A 19346-nucleotide genomic window follows, 5' to 3' on the forward strand; every position below is an offset into this window, starting at 1 on the left:
TTTTCTTATGGATTTAACGGTTTAAATTTGAGCAACTGGCCTTTTGAACCCGTAATTTTTTCTAATTCCTTAATTTGTCGCTCAAGTTTGGATTTAGAGACATCCGGGCCAATAATTACTCGCGTAAAAGTTTTTTCTTGCTTGGTGTGAGCCTGATAACCGCGCTTTTGCAGATCCTTAACAACGTTTTTTGCGTTGTCAGCATTCTTCAAAGCCATCAATTGAATAATCCAAGCACTGTCTTGGTATTCATTTTTTTCAGGTACCGGCTTAACCACAACTGCCACTTTGTCTGCTTCTTTATCATTAGAAGAAGACGCGGTTTGCGTGTTTGAATTATCAGTACGACCACTTTCAACCACTTGCTCAACCGGAGAATCCGGTAGCGCTATCTGATCTTCAACGGGATCGAGTACTTCAAACACTTCAACATTACTATCAAGCTCAGGCTTAATTGGAATGCTTGCAAACTCTTCTTTGTAGTGGAGCTTCTTACCATCTAGTACATCGGGCAATACAATCACGCCAATGGCCACTAAAATGATGGTGCCGACTAACCGGCTTTGGAATTTACTTGCCATTTAGTTTCCTTTTTTCTGCCAATGCTCCAACACTTCACCCACTGTATGGAAAGAACCGACAACCAACACAACATCGTCACCTTTAACAGAAGCTAAAGCCGCTTCAAACGCTACAACAGGGTTTGAATACCGCTCTACACCTTCAGGTAAGCTTTGACACAATTCAGCGGCTGTTGCGGCTCGTGGGCCGTTCAGCGAAGCTGGGTACCAATGTGTTGTTATTGGCGCTAATACTTCCAATGTCGCGGGGATATCTTTGTCATGAAGCATGGCGACTACAACGTGTAAATTTTTGCCTGCATACTTCTTCGCGACTTGCTGCGCAAAGTACTCAGCAGAATGCGGGTTGTGTGCTACATCAAGCACAATCACCGGTTTTTCGCTAATTTGCTGCATACGCCCAGGAAGCTGCGCATTCTTCATGCCGTTAACCACGTTCACGTCGCTAATACTAAGCTCTGATGTGCCCAATGCCATCAACGCTGTTGCAGCGTTAGGTAACGGCAGGCTTGGAATAGGTAGCGATTCTAGTTGGAATGCACCACTGCGCCAGTTCCACGTATCACCGTCAACATCATAAGTGTATTGAATACCGACTTGGTAGAACTCAGCCTTAATGTCATCAGCGTGCGCTGCAACCGTAGCCGGTGGCTTGGGTTGACCACAGATAGCGGGTTTACCGCTACGATAAATGCCCGCTTTCTCAAAACCAATCACATTGATGTCATCACCTAGCCAGTCAACATGGTCGACAGCCAAACTAGTAATCACAGAAACATCATGCTCAACGATATTGGTCGCGTCTAAACGCCCGCCTAAACCCACTTCTAAAAGCACAACATCAACCGCTTCAGTTTGAAATGCACGTAACGCCGCTAAAGTGCCATATTCGAAAAAACTCAGGCTGATTTCGCCACGCTCTTTCTCAATGAAATCGAAAGACTGAACCATCTTTTCATCAGATAGATCTTGGCCGTTGATACGAACACGTTCGTTATAGCGAATTAAGTGAGGAGAGCTGTAGACACCAACTGAGTAACCAGCATCCAATAGAATCGCTTCCATCAGTGCACATGTTGAGCCTTTGCCATTGGTTCCGGCAACAGTAATAACATGTTGAGCAGGCTTGGTGAGGTTTGCCTTAGAGGCGACGGCCTGAACTCGGTCTAATCCAAGATCAATAGCGCTTGTGTGGATGTTTGATAAATAATCAAGCCACATCTCCAAAGAGGATGTGGCTTGAGGAATAGGTTGTTGACTCATCTAACTCATAACCATAATTAAGTTGGTTTGTTAGAAGGTACTTTACCCTTTTTCTGGCGCTTCTGGTACTTCATAAGTAGCTTCATTCGGTGAATCGTTCACAGAAACTACTAATGGTGAAGGCTGGTTGGTCATTTTAGCAACAAGGCTTGCAACGCGCTGACGCATCTCACGACGGTCAACAATCATGTCGATAGCACCGTGGTCTAGTAGGAACTCACTGCGTTGGAAACCTTCAGGAAGGTCTTCACGTACCGTTTGTTCGATTACACGACGTCCAGCAAAACCGATCAGTGCTTTTGGTTCACCAATATTGATATCGCCAAGCATTGCCAAACTTGCAGAAACACCACCCATTGTTGGATCAGTCATAACTGAAACAAACGGTAGGCCTTTCGCAGATAAACGCTCAAGCGCAGCACTGGTTTTCGCCATTTGCATTAGAGACATCAATGCCTCTTGCATACGAGCACCACCACTTGCAGAGAAACACACTAAACCACAGTTGTTCTCGATAGCAGCATCTACCGCTTTCACGAAACGAGCACCAACAACAGAACCCATTGAGCCGCCCATGAATGAGAATTCAAAAGCACACGCTACGATAGGTAAACCCAATAGTTCGCCTTTCATTGCAACTAATGCGTCTGTTTCACCACTGTTCTTTTGAGCAGCAGAGATACGTTCTTTGTAACGCTTAGAGTCTTTAAACTTCAGCTTGTCTTGTGGCTCAAGATCAGCACCTAGTTCAACACGCTCACCTTTGTCTAGGAATGTATCCAGACGACGACGTGCTTTCATGCGCATGTGATGGTCACATTTTGGACATACTTCTAGGTTACGCTCTAGTTCAGCATGGTACAGAACCTGCTCACAAGAAGTACATTTCGTCCAAACACCCTCAGGGATAGACGCTTTACGAGATGTTACGATGTTGCTTTTTTCTAAAATCTTTTCAAGCCAACTCATGGAAGACCTTTTTGTTTCGATTCTTCCGCTTGATTGCGAAAGAAATAAATTTGGGAATTATGCGTGGGAATTAAAGCACATAAAACAGCGACTGTAGATAAAAAACTGGTTGTACCTATTTCCTGGGACTATCTTACGCACTAAACCGTAATAATTTTTGAACCTAAGTCTCACATTTAGTTCAAATTATCCGGTAAAAATAGAGGACCAATTGGCTCTCGTGGTAGCTCAAAATGTTCAGGATAATCAACATCCACCAGATACAAACCTTCCGCTTTTGCAGTTGCGCCGGCTACTTTTCGATCTTTAGCTTCTAAAAGCCACTGGATCCACTCTGGTTTCTGCTCACCTTTACCTACGGCAATAAGGCTACCCGTAATATTCCTCACCATGTGGTGAACAAACGCATTCGCTTTAATATCGATCACAATGTAGTGTCCATGACGAGTCACGTTCAAGTGAATCATGTTTCTCCATGGGCTACGAGATTGACAGTGTGTTGCCCTGAACGAAGTGAAGTCATTCTCACCAAGTAAGTACTGACCCGCTTCATGCATTTTTTTCTCATCAAGATGACCATGATAATGGCTCACACCTGAATTCAAAATGCCTGGGCGTAGTGCATGGTTAAAGATAATGTAGCGATAACGGCGGGCAGTAGCCGAGAAACGAGCATGGAAATCCTCATTCACTTCTGTCGCCCAACGAACCGCAATATCTTTTGGCATGTTGGCATTCGCGCCCATTGTCCATGCCACCATTTTACGATCGACATTAGTTTCAAAGTGAACGACTTGTCCCGTACCGTGAACACCGGCATCTGTACGACCTGCGCACATAACTTCTACAGGGTGATTCGCGACAACTGAAAGAGCCTTTTCCAATTCTTCTTGGACACTTTTCACGTCTCGTTGGCGCTGCCAACCAAAGTAGTGGGTACCGTTATATTCAATACCTAAAGCAATTTTCATGTTCTTGTTCTCTTTGAAAATGGGCGAGAATTATATACGGAAATCAGTGCTAGCCCAAATAGGATGGGGCTAAAACTTCAATAAACAATCAGCATCGACCGAGACGATGCTGTTGAAAAACCAAATGAAACGATAGCGCTCTGTATCGCCTTAAAATAAAGGGTAGCCAACGCTACCCTTTCTGATTTGTAAATTTATCGACCGTTTAACGTATCGATAAGATTTTTTGCCTCTCGACGAATATCATCGCTGCCGTCAACGATTGCCTCTTCTAGAAGCTTAATTGCCCCTTGCGAGTCACTCATCTCGATGTAGATTTTGGCCAAATCAAGCTTACCCGCAGCTTCTGCATTGCTGTCGACATCATAATTGCCAATATCACCGATAACATCAGGGAATTCGTTAAGACCCACATCCAGTTTAAGCTCTTCATCGTCTGGATTAATGACTTCTTCACCTTCTTGCTCGACTTGAGCCATTAGCTCATCAATCGTCATGTACTGCTTATCACGACTGTTGCCTGATTCGGTTAGATTGTCTTGTTCAGCCCAATTCTCTTCTTTGATTTTCGGTTCAGCTTGCTGCTCAGCCGATGCCCAAATCTCTTGTTGGTCATCAGGCACATCATTATGCATGCTCGATTGTTGCTCTGGTGCTAGGTTAAAGCCTTTCCAGTCTTCGCCGCCAACTTCAAGCATCGCGTCAATATCTAGCCCTGCGCTATCAATCGAAGTTGCGTCCAATGGCTTATCAAACATGTTATCGACAGTGTCTTGAACATCTTCAGAAAGCAACTCAGCTAATGCTGTCTCATCAAAGTCATCAAAGCCTTCTAGTGGCTCGTCTTGAACCGCTGCAGGCGTTGAGTTTGGCTCTGAAGCCGCGCTCAGTGATTGTTCTGGCCGTGAAAAACCAGCCGGTTCAGAGTCTTCAGCGTTCGAGAAATCATCAGCCTGACTGTAGCTCTGCGGATTTGAGAACAGATCATGCAACGCATCTTGCTCTTCGCCTTGTGGGCTGAAAGAAGTCAGTGGTGTTGGCTTCTCAGCAAACGCATCAGAGATGGCTTCATCTTCACCATATTCCGGTAAATCAAACTCATCGAACTCTACGCCTTGGGCTTCCGCCACCGGCTCGGCATTGCTTTGCTCAATATCATCTAAAACAGAGTCTGCTTTTGCGCTTTCTTCATCGTACTCCGGAAGATCAAGGTCATCGAACTCGAACTTCTCTGTGTCAGGCGCTAAGTCTTGCTCTAACTGTGCTTCATCTGGTTCACTCACCACTTCCGCTAACGCATCGCCTTCACCAAACTCTGGTAGTTCGAAGTCATCAAGCGAGAATTCTTCTTCGCTTTCTGGTTTCGCAGTTTCAACTTGTGGTGCAGCATCTAACTGAGGCTCAGCGGTAGGTTGCGATTCAACACTTGATTGAGAGTCTATAGCAGGCGTTGCTGGCTCTGGTGTTGATTCAGCATCAGCTTCCGCTAGTGCGTCTTCTTCACTAAACTCTGGTAAGTCGAAATCATCAAACGAAAACTCTTCGTCGCCTTGCCCCTGAGCTATAACTTGGGCTTCAGTTTGAGGTTCAACACTTGGTTGAGCATCAATAGCTGGCGTTACTGGTTCTGCTGTTGATTCAGCATCAGCTTCCGCTAGTGTGTCTTCTTCACCAAACTCTGGTAGCTCAAAGTCATCAAACGAGAATTCTTCTGCGCTTTCTTGTTCTGCTATTTCTGCTTGTGGTGCAGCTGCTTCAGCTTCCGCTAGTGCATCCTCTTCACCAAACTCTGGTAGTTCAAAGTCATCAAACGAGAATTCTTCTTCGCCTTCTTGTCCTAGAACTTCAGCTTGTTCTGCTACTTCCGCTTGTGGTGTAGCTCCAACTTGCGGGTCAGCGACTGGTGTCACTAGCTCTGGTGTTACGTCAGTTTCCGCTAATGCTTCTGGTTCAAACGCCTCGTCTTCAATCAGCCAATCGTCGTCTTGTGGTACGCCGAATTCATTTGGAATGATCTCTGGCATATTTGCAGCTCGAACTGGCTCTGGCTCTGGCTCTGGCTCTGGCTCTGGCAAGGATTCAACGACATCTTCAAATTCGTCGCTACCTTGAATTTTAGGCTCAAAGTCAAAATCAGAGTCAATGTTCGCTGGCGACTCTACATCGTCGATGGCTTCAGCTAACCAGTCTTCAACCGTTTCTTCTTCATCTTCAGAGATATCGTTCAAAGACGATGGCGAAGCTTGCTCTTGTACGTCGGCTTCTTTCGGCTCTGGTTCTTGTTGTGCGGTTTCTTCTTTAACTCGCACTTCAAAATCTGGTTTGTCAAAATCAGAATTCTCAGATAACAGCGAGTCGATATCCAGTTCATCATCTTCAACCGATGATGCGGTTTCTTGCGCTGATACTTCGTCGCTGTCTAAAAGAGACGCTTGCTCTGGTTCAACCATATTTTCAATTGATGGTTCAACAGGCTCTTCTATTGCTGGCAACAAATCATTGTCATCAGAAGTCATTAACTCATCAATCAACGCTTCGTCTGTTGTTTCTAGCGAGTCATCAAGCAAAGCATCCGTTGCTGGTGCAACACCGAACAAATCATCGATAAAACCATCACGATTAAAGGCTTCATCATTTTCTGGCTTAACGTCAGCGCTGTCTTGAATCAGTTCCGAATCTAACGATTCATCAGTAACGACTTCAGGTTGTAGTGTTTCACTAATGTCCGGATCTTGCTCAGGCTCACCTTCAGAGGTTAACGGAGTAAGCTCAACGTCTGAGTCCTTTTCAGGCTCCTCATTGGCGTTGTCCAAACCAAAGGCTGCGTCTAACTCTTTATCAAACGTCTTATCTTCAGATTCAAGCTCGTCTTCAATGCCACTTGTCAGTAAGTCATCAAATGGGTCTAGAGATTCTGATTTTGATGCATCCGCTAAAAGCTCATCATCTGACAATTCACTATCAAGGAAATCATCCAATAAGTCGGTACTTTCGGCGTCGAGTTCGAAATCATCGTCGTCAGAGTCACCTATTAATTCATCCAAGGTTTCCGTGCTGTCTTCTGCGATGTTGAGGTCATCATCGGTCGATAAACCAGAAAGCTCTTCAAGCTCAGACAGAGAATCAAAGCCAAGAGGTTCGCTTTCAGACTCATCATCCGAATCGTCCCCTAGCATCTCATCAAGAAGGTCTGTCGAGTTACTTAGGTCTACGTCATCGCCTGCCAGTTGCTCATCAAGCAGATCAACGCTGTCTTGAGGTTCTTCATTTACGATGGGCTTATCGAACTGAGACAGAATGTTTTCGATATCATCATCAGACGCCAAACCACTGTTTAGGTTAGTGGCAATCTCATCGTCGCTATCGAGGTTGAAAGGGTCATTCGCTTGATCGTTCTGAGCAGCAACTTGGGCAAAGATGTCATCAATATCATCATTCGCTGTCGGTGAAGCTGGCTCAGGGGACTGTTGTTCAGAGATTAGAGCATCAATATCAAAATCGTCATTGCTCAAATCAACAGGCTTAGTCTCACCTTGTTGCTCAGAGATAAGCGCATCGATGTCAAAATCATCGCTTGCTGGTGTTTCAGTGCTAGAAGGCGAATCACTTTGCTCTTCCGAAATCAGAGCATCAATATCGAAGCTGTCGTCATCTTCGTCATCAAGAGCAAACAGATCATCTAATAAAGATTGGTCTAGCTCGTTGGAACCGAGATCTTCAGTTTCAGGCTCTTGAGATAGTAAAGCTTCAATGTCATCAGCAGACATTGCGTTATCATCAGAAAGATCAAAGTCGACATCATCAGTATCGACGGCGCTTTCCGCTGTTTTGTCTAGCGCACGTTCCATCTCTTCAAGGCCAAGCGCTTTCTCTTCGCCATTAACACTAATGCCGTTGCTGCTGTCTAAATCTAGATCGTCGAAGTTGGTGTCTAAATCACCGTTTTCGCCAATGCTAGCAAATGGGTCATCGTCTTCACCATCTAGATTGAAATCGAGATCAGATTCATCTAAACCAGCAAAGACATCATCCTCTTCGGCTAGCGCTTGATCGTCAAACAGCTTGTTGGCGTCATCTTCCGTACCAAACAAGTCATCATCTAAAGACAGCTCGTTAAGGTCGTCCATCTCGTCGCCCAATGTAATAGGTGCAACGGTACTTGGTTCTGGCTGGAGCGGTTGTTCTTGAGTCGTCTGCTGTTGCTCATCATTTTTAGAACGACGGCCTAACAGCATCACAACGATCAAACCAATGAGCAGACCTGGAATAATCGCAAGAGCCGCCACTAACCAACCATTCGATAACAGTTCGTCCATGACACTTGGTGCCATCTTTTCAATTTCGGCGTTCTTTCTGCGCTCTTCATCAAGCAGCTTTTCCACTTCGCTACGAATGCGGTCTTCATCACTGAGCTCTGTTTTTAGCTCATCCACTTCCGATTGAACATTCGATAACATCAAACGAAGTTGGTGATTTTTCTCTTCAAGTGACAGCAGTTCAGTTTCTGAAAGCTCTAGCTGCTTCTCTAACTTGTTCATCTCTTGGGTTGGTGCAGATTGAGCTAGAGATGATTGAGTTGGAGACAATGGCTTTTTAGCAATTTCAGTAGTGCTTACTTGCTTAGCAGGAGTAACATTTTTTGCATCAGAACTCGGCGCTTTGGGTTTTGAAGCGACAGGCTTACTTGCAGGAGCATCAAGCTTAGCAAGATGTGAGTTCATGATGTTGATAGCTTGCTGCGTCGAGCTTGCACGTGCTTGCTCTAAAGAAGGCACGCGTAGATTGCTCGCAGGCAGCAGGCTATGGATATTCTGGTTTTCAAACGCTTGTGGGTTTAAGCGATAAATAGCCAACAGAGTTTGTTGGACTGAAACGGAGTTATCAGGGCGTAACTTTGAGGCAATAGACCACAATGTTTCTGAGCCGCGAGTTGGACCATAGAAACGTGAAGGCTCAGCGCTATTTGATTGCGCTCTTTGAAGTGGTTCTGAAAACGTAGGCGCTGATTGTATCTGGCCATTAGGCCCTACAACTCGAATGGAATCTGCACGAACAACGGAAATCTGAGTCGCAATGATAAAGGCAAAAGGCATTAACCACGGCTTGAAAATTTGAAACATAAAAGGCTCAGCTAGGTGCTTAAATTCGGAAAAGTGATGATCTATTAAATATATCGGATAAATGACGTAAAACTATAGAGATGAAAACAAAAAATGTGTTGCAGCAACAATATTCGCAGCAATTTCACACAATTTGACTAACAATATTTTTAATCGATTAAAAAAGCCCCACTAAAGAGTGAGGCTTTTTTATCAAAGCAATAAAGCTTAGAAGTAATCGCGAATCAGAACTTCAGCGATTTGAACTGCGTTTGTTGCTGCGCCTTTACGAACGTTATCAGCGACAACCCACATGTTTACGCCACTGTGATGGCTGATGTCGTTACGAATACGACCAACCATTACGTGGTCTTTACCACCTGCATCACGAACTTGAGTTGGGAAGTCTAGCGCTTGGAATACTTCAACACCTTCTGTGTTCTCTAGAAGCTGAACCACTTGCTCTGCACCGATTGGTGCGCGAGTTTCAATGTGTAGAGATTCTGCGTGACCGTAAAATACTGGTACGCGGACACAAGTCGGGTTCACTGTGATTGAAGAGTCAGCAAAGATTTTTTGAGTTTCCCAAACCATCTTCATCTCTTCACGCGTGTAGCCATTCTCTGTAAATTCATCGATTTGAGGAATACAGTTGAAAGCGATTTGTTGTGAGAACGCTGAGTTTTCAGCTGGCATACCGTTAAGAAGCTTAGCCGTTTGACCCGCTAGCTCATCGATACCTGGCTTACCTGCACCAGACACAGATTGGTAAGTTGAAACGTTAATACGCTCAAGGCCCACTTCATCGTGAATTGGTTTTAGCGCTACTACCATTTGGATAGTCGAGCAGTTAGGGTTCGCGATGATGTTACGGTTACGGAACTCAGCAATCGCTTCAGGGTTCACTTCAGGCACAACCAGAGGAACATCGTATTCGTAACGGAAGCGTGATGTGTTATCGATGACAACCACACCTTCATCAGCCGCAATTGGAGCCCAACGCTCTGAAAGCTCGCTACCTGCAGAGAAAAACGCAATATGTACTTGAGACCAATCGAAGTCTTCTACGTTTTGTACTTGTATTGTTTTGCCGTTAAAACGGGAAGTTTTGCCTTCACTACGTTCACTTGCTAGTAAGTGCATTTCACCGACAGGGAATTTACGCTCTTTAAGTACTTCAAGAATGGTTTCACCAACCGCACCAGTCGCACCTAAAATAGCAATATTAAATTCTTGGCTCATTGTTTCTCTCTTTTATAAAGTTGGCTTTACCATAAAACCGAGTTTAGATAACGGCGTTAAATTACAAGATTCGTCGCCCGTTAACTCGACTGCACTGTACTCTCTGCGGTCCCAATATTCTTTACGCATCTTGTCAAAAGAACCCGGCGTAACGATATTGCGACGGAATAAGGCGTCGTCTTTGCGCACATCATAGATCAACTGAGTCAAATTGTGCAGTGTTGCTTCATCCCAAGCTCTATCTAATTTCATTTGAGGTACAGGCGCTGTCGGCAATAAGTCGCTTGCATACGCACGCTGTTCAGTACCTAAAAATTCACAATAACTGTTGAAGATCATCGTGGTACCACGCGCTTTACCTTCTAAACCGTAGCCCGCTACGTGAGGCGTTGCAAAAGCGAGTAACGGAAGAAGCTCAAAGTCGACTTCAGGTTCAAACTCAAACACATCAAGCACTGCAGTGAAACCATCGGCTTTTTGCAGGCGAGCTTTTAGCGCTTGGTTATCAACCACAGGACCGCGAGCTGCATTAATCAGGATTTGATCAGCACGTAAGTTGTTCAGCACTTGCTCACTGATCAAGTGATGCGTTGGATACTCACCCGTCTTAGTGATTGGCGTGTGTAATGTAATAACGTCTGATTGTTCAAACAAAGTCTCTAACTCAGTAAATTCGCGAGTATCACCCTCTTGCTGTTTTAGAGGGTCGTTCAGCAGAACTTTGATACCAATACCTTCAAGGCACTTCGCTAAGTAGCTACCTACCTGACCACAGCCGATAATACCAACCGTTTTATCAAAAACAGAGAAGCCTTGCTGTTGCGCAAGCACCATCATCGCACTGAATGCGTACTCAGCAACACCCACCTTGTTACAGCCAGGCGCCGCAGTAAAGAAAATGCCACGCTTTTTCATCAATTCTTGGTCAACATGGTCCATACCAGCCGTCGCAGTACCGACAAACTTCAGCTTATTGGCTTTGCTGATCAATGACTCGTTTACCTTGGTAACAGAGCGAATCATCAATGCGTCTACGTCAACTAGGTCGTCAGCAGTAAGTGTGCGACCAGACTTCATTGTCACTTCCCCTAGCTGGCTAAAAAGCGCTTCAGCGTAAGGCATATTTTCGTCGATTAAGATTTTCATTTGGCGAGTACTTTTGTTGGGGTCTATCGACCTAAATGTGAATTGAAATGATTGTGCAAAATTCCACACACGGTGTCGAGTAGCAATTGGAATACATTATAAATAAAGGGCTGAATCACCTAACCTTGGCAGACAAGAACCGAAACCAGAGTGAACACCCAAGATCAAACGGCTAAAACGAAAAATGCCCGATTGAATAAACAATCGGGCAAACATCCAGAACAAAAGGATCCTATCTCGCTCTCCAGGAGACAGAGTCTTGCGTCTGTTCAACCAGTACTAACCAAAGTCAGTACTGGTCAAGCTCTGGAAACCTTTCAATCTCTAAACCCAGATTTAAAAACTATGTTCAAAAAACACGTTTATCAACCTGCGTCTAAAAACTTTGTTCTGATGGTCATTATTACTGGGTGACCTGTGCGTGTTGAATCGGCACTAGCGCAACCCTTTAACGATTAACCTTGTCTCTGTAACTCAAGCTTAAGTTAAGCTTGGTACTTTTTGATTACTAGCGTTGCGTTCGTACCGCCGAAACCAAAACTGTTAGACATAACTGTAGTTAGCTCTTGATCACGAGCTTCAGTTACGATGTCTAGGCCAGCAGCAGCTTCGTCTAGGTTCGAAACGTTAATGCTTGGAGCGATAAAGCCGTTATCTAGCATTAGCGTTGAGTAAATAGCTTCGTGTACGCCAGCAGCACCTAGAGCGTGACCTGTCATCGCTTTAGTTGCAGAAATTGCTGGGCTGTTGCCACCGCCATTACCTTGAGAGAAAACTTCTTGGATAGCGCCTAGCTCTTTAACGTCGCCAACTGGAGTTGAAGTACCGTGAGTGTTCACGTAATCAACGCCATCAACGTTTTGCATCGCCATCTTCATACAACGAACCGCACCTTCACCAGAAGGAGCAACCATGTCGTAGCCATCTGAAGTTGCGCCGTAGCCTACGATTTCACCGTAGATTTTTGCGCCACGAGCAACAGCGTGCTCAAGCTCTTCGATAACTAACATGCCGCCGCCACCAGAGATAACGAAACCATCACGGTCTGCATCGTAGGTACGAGAAGCCAGCTCTGGCGTGTCGTTGTACTTAGTAGAAAGTGCGCCCATTGCGTCGAACATCATAGTCAGAGACCAATCCAGTTCTTCACCGCCACCAGCGAATACAACGTCTTGCTTACCAAGTTGGATAAGCTCCATTGCGTGACCAATACAGTGTGCAGATGTCGCACATGCAGAGCTCATAGAGTAGTTCACACCACGGATTTTGAAAGGAGTTGCTAGACAAGCAGAAACCGTAGAAGCCATTGTACGTGGAACCATGTATGGACCAACGCGCTTCACGCCTTTCTCACGGATGATGTCTACCGCGTTTACTTGGTTTAGAGATGAAGCACCACCTGAACCCGCAACGATACCCGTGCGGTCATTAGATACTTGATCTTCAGTTAAGCCAGAATCAGCAATTGCTTGCTCCATTGAAAGATAAGCGAATGCCGCTGCATCACCCATAAAGCGCATTTTTTTGCGATCGATATGGTCAGCAGGGTTCATTTTTAGGTTACCCCATACTTGAGAGCGCAAGCCATTTTCCTTGAACTGCTCTGAAGCGGTAATACCAGATTTACCCTCTTTCAGTGATGCTAAAACTTCTTCGACGTTGTTACCGATACTTGAAACAATACCCATACCGGTGATTACGACTCGTTTCATGTGACATTCCTATAATTCTAAATTCAGCTAGATGATAACTAAGAAGCCTAACAAAAGTGGTCAGCTTTCCTAGAAATTCGTACAATCCCTACCAACATATCGCTTCAAATCACAAAATGATAGATTTTATGACTTCAATTACTAATGCAGAACTGGAATGGAATGAGTCTGGCACGCCAGTTTCAGACCAATTTGACGACGTTTACTTCTCCAATGTTAACGGTTTAGAAGAAACTCGCTACGTCTTTTTAAAGCAAAACCACCTTCCAGAGCGTTGGCTTGAACATGAACAACGCCGCTTTGTGATTGCTGAAACCGGCTTTGGCACAGGTTTGAACTTTCTTGCAGTTTGGCAATGGTTCGATGCTTTTCTTAAAGATAACCCACAAGCGATGACCAAAGAGTTACATTTCATCAGTTTTGAAAAATATCCTTTAAATAAAGAGGATCTCATCAAAGCACACCAATCGTGGCCAGAATTAGCCGAGTATGCGACGCAACTCCAAGAACACTACCCTATTGCTCTACCTGAATGTCACCGCATTGTGCTGGGCGACGGTGCAATCACGCTTGATTTGTGGTTTGGCGATATTAAAGATTGCATGCCCAACGTACCAACCCCGCGTGAAGGTTTGGTTGATGCTTGGTTCTTAGACGGTTTTGCTCCGAGCAAGAACCCAGAGATGTGGAATCAAAACCTATTCAACGGCATGGCTAAGCTCGCTAAGCAAGATTGTAACTGCGCCACCTTCACCGCTGCTGGCTTTGTTCGCCGTGGCTTAATTGAAGCTGGCTTTGAAATGAAAAAGGTCAAAGGCTTTGGTACTAAGCGAGAAATGATCGCCGGCCGACTTGGCGAAAAGCACGCTCACACCAACATCAAACCTTGGTATGGCCTCGCTCAACACACTGAATCCCAAGACATTGCGATCATTGGTGGTGGTGTCGCCAGTGCTGCATTAGCCAAAACGCTAAGCCGTCGTGGTAAAAACATCACCCTTTATTGTGAACATCCACAAGCTGCGGGCAATGCCTCAGGTAACAACCAAGGTGCGATTTACCCGCTATTAAGCGAAGCGACCTCGAACGTGTCTCGCGTGTTTGGCCCGGGATTACTGTTTGCTCGTCAATTTATTAATCAAGCGGCTCAGTCTATTCAATTTGATCACAGCTGGTGTGGCGTGAACATCTTGATGTGGGATCAAGGCTCCACCAAGAAACTCAACCGCATGTTGGAAGGCAACTTCCACACCGACCTGATTCAGCGTTTATCGCCAGACCAAGCCAACGAAAAAATTGGCTTACCGGTCGATAAAGAGAGTGTTTACTTTCCTCTGGGTGGTTGGCTAAGCCCTCTTCAACTGACTCAGGGTTTGATTGGTAAGTTGGAAGAGAGCAACCAAGTAAGCGCACACTATCAACATAAAGTAACGCAACTTGAGTGGCTCGAAGCTGAACAACAATGGTTACTGACGATTGAGACACCTCAAGGCGAGATTCAAACCAAGCACGATCAAGTAGTTATTGCTAACGGGCACAAATTTACTCAGTTTGAACAAACTCAGCCAGTACCACTAACGCCAGTTAAAGGCCAAGTGAGCCATATTCCGACCACGGAAAATCTCAGCCAGCTAAAAACCGTGTTGTGCTTTGATGGCTATTTGACGCCACAGAACCCCAACAATGGTCATCACTGTATTGGTGCGAACTACGACAAAACCAATATCGACCAAGAATTTGATATTGAGGTTCAGCAGCACAATGGCGAGCGCCTACATGGGTCACTACCAGACCAAGCATGGACAAAAGATGTCGATACCAGTGACAACTTAGCGCGCCAAGGTATCCGAAGCGTAAGCCGTGACCACCTTCCGTTTGTCGGAAACGTTGGTGACTTTGAAGCCATTAAGGAGCAGTACCAAGATCTCCACAACTTCAACCCGCAGCGTGACTCGGTTGAGGATGTAGAAACGGTAACAAGCTTCCCTAACCTTTATTGCTTTATCGGACTGGGTTCACGTGGTTTGAGCTCTGCACCATTATTGGCTGAAGTATTAGCATCACAGATCTGTGGCGATCCGCTGCCCTTGCCTGTTGATGTGCTTGAGGCGATTCACCCAAGTCGAATGTGGGTACGCAGACTGCGTAAAGGTAAGGCATTAACGGCTGGATGGGTTGCTGACAAGCATTCTAAATCAAAGCCGTAGTTTCTAGTTCAGCTATTTTGAACATCTGAAATTTCTGAATATCTGAAACTAATAAGTTAAAAGCTAAAAAGCCCGAGTTCATTGTGTCGCTCGGGCTTTTTGTTATTCGTGTTGCTCTAAACTGATGTTCTAAACGAAGCTGTATTTACAGCTTAGCAACCGCGTCTTTAATCTGTAGAACGATCTCTTCGTTGCTGATAGAACCAGATTCAAAATCAAAGTTATCGTAGAAGCTTGGTACTGAAACTGACGCTTGCACGTTGCCACCGAAGTAAGGTGCAGAACCTGTCGCTGCGCCAAGTACCGTTTGTGCGCCGCCAGGGCCTGGTGAAGTCGCTAGGTAAACCGCCGGCTTCTCGCCAAATACTGAACGCTCAATGCGTGTCGCCCAATCAAATAGGTTTTTATACGCAGCTGGGTAGTGACCATTGTGTTCTGCGAACGAGATAACAAACGCATCAGCTTCAGCTAGGTCGCGCAAGAATGCTTGAGCGCCTTCCGCTTGGCCAATCTCTTTTTCAGTGTCTTCACTGAAAATAGGAACATTGTAATCGTTGATGTCTAGGACTTTAACTTCAGCACCTTCAATCAAGTTTGCTGCGTAAGTTGCTAGTGTTTTGTTGATTGAGGTAGAACTTGTGCTTGCGCCAAATGCGATAACTTTCATGATGTGACCTTTCTGTAATTCCGTTAAGTGGGATTAGAATAACGTAGTAAGAAAATGTAACCATCACAAGAAATGAACGGACTCATTCAAAAATTTCGAACGAGTCTCAAATAAACCAGTTCGCTCAGCAAAATGGGAAAGGAAGGGACTGAGCGGATAGTATTAATACATCGAGATTAAGCTTGGTTTTGTAGCTCAACCCAAAGGTCATTAACGATAGTGCGGTCTGCTGGTGTTAGTTCAGAGCGAGCGTCGTCTAGGCTCTGTTCAATACGAGCTTTTACTTCAGCCACATCTTCAATGCCTTCTTCTTCACATGAAGCCACTGAAAGAGAAATATGACCACGTAAGTAACCACCAGCAAACAGTTCATCGTCTGATGCGTTTTCAATGCGAGCATCAATTACTTCAAGTAGTTTTTCTTCAAATTCGATAATCATAATATTCTCTTATTTCACAATAAATTGGCTAGCACATAAAGGTTCTACATCGTAGAAGCTGCGTAATGCTTCAGAGAGCATTTTCACGCGAGGCGGAAAGCCTACTTCAAAGATACCCATAACTTCGCTATGTACTTTATTCATAAAGGCCAAACGATCTGGCTCAAAATCGCCGTGTAGATTGTCACAGCTGACATTAAAAGGAAAGCCTGCGCTCATCGCAATGATCCATTCATACGCTTGTGGGCGAATTTCTACTTTTTCAAACTCAGCTTGAACCGATTCCGTTCGACCGTCAGGTTCATACCAATAGCCAAAATCTTCCAGTAAACGACGCTCAGGCCCAGCAACGCACCAGTGTGCGATCTCATGGAGTGCAGACGCGTAAAAGCCGCGAGCAAATACGATACGGTGATGAGAAATCTGTTCATCGGCTGGCAGGTAAATAGGCTCGTCTGCACCCAGTTCGAGCTTGGTATTGTAGCTATCGAAAAAGGTTTGATTGAAAATATCGATGATGTCTGGGTATTGGTGCGTCATAAAATCAAATTTAAGTGAAAAGAACGGGGACATTTTGCGTTTTTTTCAGCGCTCGGTAAAGCCCTATCACGAGCAATGGCATTGGGTTGCCCCCAATACTTTACCGTGACAATCGATTGCTGATCCCAGATTACACTACTTTGAGGTGAATGATTAGTTTAGCTAATCTGAAAAGGCCATTCACGGTACAAATATTCATTCGTCAATCAGCATTTTTACTACTACACTCGCGCTTCATTTTTATATCCCTATGGCCTATAAGACTCCAATTTATAGACCTATATTATAGAGCTACAGCAATGCTACTAAGTGTTTTGTATATCATTGGCATCACGGCAGAAGCCATGACCGGCGCTCTCAGTGCTGGCAAACAAAAAATGGATTGGTTTGGTGTAATGTTGGTTGCGAGCGCAACGGCAATTGGCGGCGGTACAGTACGCGATATCTTACTTGGCCATTACCCTTTAGGTTGGGTTGAAAACCCTCAGTATCTGGCCATCACCTGTATAGCAGGTGTTATTACAACCGGGTTGGCGAAATGGGTTATCAAGCTAAAAGGTTTGTTTATTCGCTTGGATGCCTTAGGCCTAATCGTATTCAGTATCATTGGTACCAAAGTAGCGATGACCATGGGTCTGCACCCGATGATTTGCATGGTATCGGCATTAGTGACAGGTGTCTTTGGTGGTTTGTTACGTGACCTTATCTGTCGTCAAACACCATTGGTGTTACATGAAGAGCTGTATGCCTCTGTCGCACTTGTCGCTTCAGGTTTGTACCTAGGTTTGCTTGAGCTTGGCATCAACGACGTCACGGCGACAATTGTGACGCTTGTAGTTGGTTACTTGCTGCGCATGGCGGCTGTAAGATTCAAATGGAGTTTGCCTTCGTTCCAGCTTGATCCTGAAAGTTCAGTGCATTAATGGATTAAGAGCCTTAAGCTGCTAGCTGTCTTTAATGACGATAGTCGCTAACCGGACGAATAATCCTGCTAATGTGAAAAAGGGTTGCTTCATTACGAAGCAACCCTTTTTTGTTTCTATCAATTCTATTCTAAATAAAAAGAAGCAGAATTAGATTTTTGGCGTTTCAGTTGTCACACCAAAGTTTTGACCACGGTGACGTAGCAAGTGATCAAGCAATACAATCGCTAACATTGCTTCTGCGATCGGCACCGCACGGATACCAACACATGGATCATGACGACCTTTCGTGATTAGCTGCGTTGCTTCGCCGTCTTTAGTGATCGTGTCACCAGGAACGGTAATGCTTGAGGTTGGTTTAAGCGCGATGCTTGCCACAATATCTTGGCCAGTAGAAATACCACCTAAGATACCGCCAGCATGATTGCTGCTGAAACCTTCTGGAGTTAATGGGTCACGGTGTTCACTACCGCGTTGATTAACAACATCGAAGCCATCACCAATCTCAACACCTTTCACCGCATTGATGCTCATTAGAGCGTGCGCGATGTCTGCATCTAGACGGTCAAAGATTGGCTCACCAAGGCCTACAGGCACTTTAGTCGCAACCACTTGAATCTTCGCACCGATCGAGTTGCCTTCTTTTAGCAAGTCACGAATCAGTTGGTCAAATTCCGGTACTTTGTCGGCATCAGGGCAGAAGAAAGCGTTGTTTTCAATCTCGTTCCAATCCACTTTATCAATTGAGATATCACCCATTTGAGAAAGGTAAGCTTGGATTTCAACACCAAATTCTTGTTTTAGGTATTTCTTCGCAATTGCACCTGCAGCAACACGCATTGCAGTTTCACGAGCTGAAGAACGACCACCACCTCGGTAATCACGCACACCGTACTTTTGATGGTACGTATAGTCAGCGTGGCCAGGGCGGAACTTGTCTTTAATTTCGGAATAGTCTTTAGAGCGTTGGTCTGTATTTTCAATCAATAGACCAATAGAAGTACCCGTAGTTTGGCCTTCAAATACACCTGATAAGATTTTCACTTCATCCGCTTCACGACGAGCCGTTGTATAGCGAGAAGTGCCCGGACGACGACGGTCCAGATCTTTCTGCAGATCTTCTTCGGTAATTTCTAATCCTGGTGGGCACCCGTCTACGATACATCCTAGTGCGATACCGTGACTCTCTCCGAATGTGGTCACTCGAAAGTGTTGTCCGATACTGTTTCCTGCCATTGCTTCCTCTAAATCAGCCATCAATCAGAAGGTTTGATTCCTAAACCGACTGGCTAATAGCTTTACTTGTCTATTCTTCGTGAATTCATAGTGGCTTTATTACCAAATGATGTAAACCCCAAAAAACGAACAATTTTAACTTTCTATTACATAAGCCGAATGAAACGAATAACAGAAGAAAATGAGTCGCGCTTGAAAAGAAGTGTTTTATGATATGTAAAATGCAAAAAACCCGACAACTCGGAGAGTTATCGGGTTTCTTTAAATAATGGCACGCCCTGAAGGATTCGAACCTTCGACCACCTCCTTAGAAGGGAGGTGCTCTATCCAGCTGAGCTAAGGGCGCGCTA

Annotated in this window: 14 protein-coding genes and 1 tRNA gene; 2 read left to right on the forward strand and 13 right to left on the reverse strand. The window is 44.9% G+C overall.

The annotated features are described in order from the left end of the window. Window positions 1-5 precede the first annotated feature (5 nt). The 8 genes from AB4263_RS06505 to fabB form a co-directional block, all read right to left on the reverse strand. The gene (locus tag AB4263_RS06505) at window positions 6-581 is read right to left on the reverse strand and encodes an SPOR domain-containing protein (protein ID WP_017063432.1); all 576 of its coding nucleotides are present in this window, start codon (window positions 579-581) and stop codon (window positions 6-8) included. Then, complete coding sequence (gene folC / locus AB4263_RS06510) at window positions 582-1844, reverse strand: bifunctional tetrahydrofolate synthase/dihydrofolate synthase (RefSeq protein WP_372097922.1); 1263 nt, start codon at window positions 1842-1844, stop codon at window positions 582-584. 42 nt (window positions 1845-1886) lie between these two features. Then, entirely contained in the window at window positions 1887-2813 is a 927-nt protein-coding gene (accD, locus tag AB4263_RS06515; protein WP_017062348.1) for an acetyl-CoA carboxylase, carboxyltransferase subunit beta, read from the reverse strand. Window positions 2814-2989: 176 nt separating this feature from the next. Then, window positions 2990-3784 carry a tRNA pseudouridine(38-40) synthase TruA gene (gene truA / locus AB4263_RS06520; protein WP_004734161.1) on the reverse strand — a complete coding sequence of 265 codons (795 nt, stop codon included), beginning with the start codon at window positions 3782-3784 and terminating at the stop codon, window positions 2990-2992. Window positions 3785-3978: 194 nt separating this feature from the next. Further along, complete coding sequence (locus tag AB4263_RS06525; RefSeq protein WP_372097924.1) at window positions 3979-8904, reverse strand: FimV/HubP family polar landmark protein; 4926 nt, start codon at window positions 8902-8904, stop codon at window positions 3979-3981. 207 nt (window positions 8905-9111) lie between these two features. Continuing rightward, window positions 9112-10125 carry an aspartate-semialdehyde dehydrogenase gene (locus tag AB4263_RS06530; RefSeq protein WP_017062350.1) on the reverse strand — a complete coding sequence of 338 codons (1014 nt, stop codon included), beginning with the start codon at window positions 10123-10125 and terminating at the stop codon, window positions 9112-9114. Between the two features lie 12 nt (window positions 10126-10137). Beyond that, entirely contained in the window at window positions 10138-11271 is a 1134-nt protein-coding gene (locus AB4263_RS06535) for a 4-phosphoerythronate dehydrogenase (RefSeq protein WP_372097926.1), read from the reverse strand. Between the two features lie 485 nt (window positions 11272-11756). After that, entirely contained in the window at window positions 11757-12983 is a 1227-nt protein-coding gene (fabB, locus tag AB4263_RS06540; RefSeq protein ID WP_017070308.1) for a beta-ketoacyl-ACP synthase I, read from the reverse strand. 56 nt (window positions 12984-13039) lie between these two features. Between fabB and mnmC the strand changes: the two genes are divergently transcribed. Continuing rightward, on the forward strand, window positions 13040-15190 hold the full coding sequence (gene mnmC, locus AB4263_RS06545) for a bifunctional tRNA (5-methylaminomethyl-2-thiouridine)(34)-methyltransferase MnmD/FAD-dependent 5-carboxymethylaminomethyl-2-thiouridine(34) oxidoreductase MnmC (protein WP_372097928.1): 2151 nt from the start codon (window positions 13040-13042) through the stop codon (window positions 15188-15190). A gap of 145 nt (window positions 15191-15335) precedes the next feature. Here the strand turns inward: mnmC and AB4263_RS06550 are convergent, their stop codons facing one another. From AB4263_RS06550 to AB4263_RS06560, 3 genes are all read right to left on the reverse strand, one after another. Further along, window positions 15336-15857 (reverse strand): NADPH-dependent FMN reductase, encoded by a 522-nt coding sequence (locus tag AB4263_RS06550; protein WP_372097930.1) that lies wholly within the window; start codon window positions 15855-15857, stop codon window positions 15336-15338. 176 nt (window positions 15858-16033) lie between these two features. Then, window positions 16034-16297 carry a YfcL family protein gene (locus AB4263_RS06555; RefSeq protein WP_017063425.1) on the reverse strand — a complete coding sequence of 88 codons (264 nt, stop codon included), beginning with the start codon at window positions 16295-16297 and terminating at the stop codon, window positions 16034-16036. 9 nt (window positions 16298-16306) lie between these two features. Then, the gene (locus AB4263_RS06560) at window positions 16307-16837 is read right to left on the reverse strand and encodes an elongation factor P hydroxylase (protein ID WP_017070305.1); all 531 of its coding nucleotides are present in this window, start codon (window positions 16835-16837) and stop codon (window positions 16307-16309) included. A gap of 299 nt (window positions 16838-17136) precedes the next feature. Here AB4263_RS06560 and AB4263_RS06565 point away from each other — a divergent pair, with 299 nt between their 5' ends. Beyond that, window positions 17137-17760 carry a trimeric intracellular cation channel family protein gene (locus AB4263_RS06565; RefSeq protein ID WP_017062358.1) on the forward strand — a complete coding sequence of 208 codons (624 nt, stop codon included), beginning with the start codon at window positions 17137-17139 and terminating at the stop codon, window positions 17758-17760. 150 nt (window positions 17761-17910) lie between these two features. Here the strand turns inward: AB4263_RS06565 and aroC are convergent, their stop codons facing one another. Further along, window positions 17911-18996 carry a chorismate synthase gene (aroC, locus tag AB4263_RS06570; protein ID WP_372097932.1) on the reverse strand — a complete coding sequence of 362 codons (1086 nt, stop codon included), beginning with the start codon at window positions 18994-18996 and terminating at the stop codon, window positions 17911-17913. Window positions 18997-19265: 269 nt separating this feature from the next. Further along, window positions 19266-19342, reverse strand: a tRNA-Arg gene (locus AB4263_RS06575). Window positions 19343-19346: the final 4 nt, after the last annotated feature.

This window comes from Vibrio sp. 10N.261.55.C5 (assembly GCF_041470505.1).
Classification (GTDB): Bacteria; Pseudomonadota; Gammaproteobacteria; order Enterobacterales; family Vibrionaceae; genus Vibrio; species Vibrio crassostreae_C.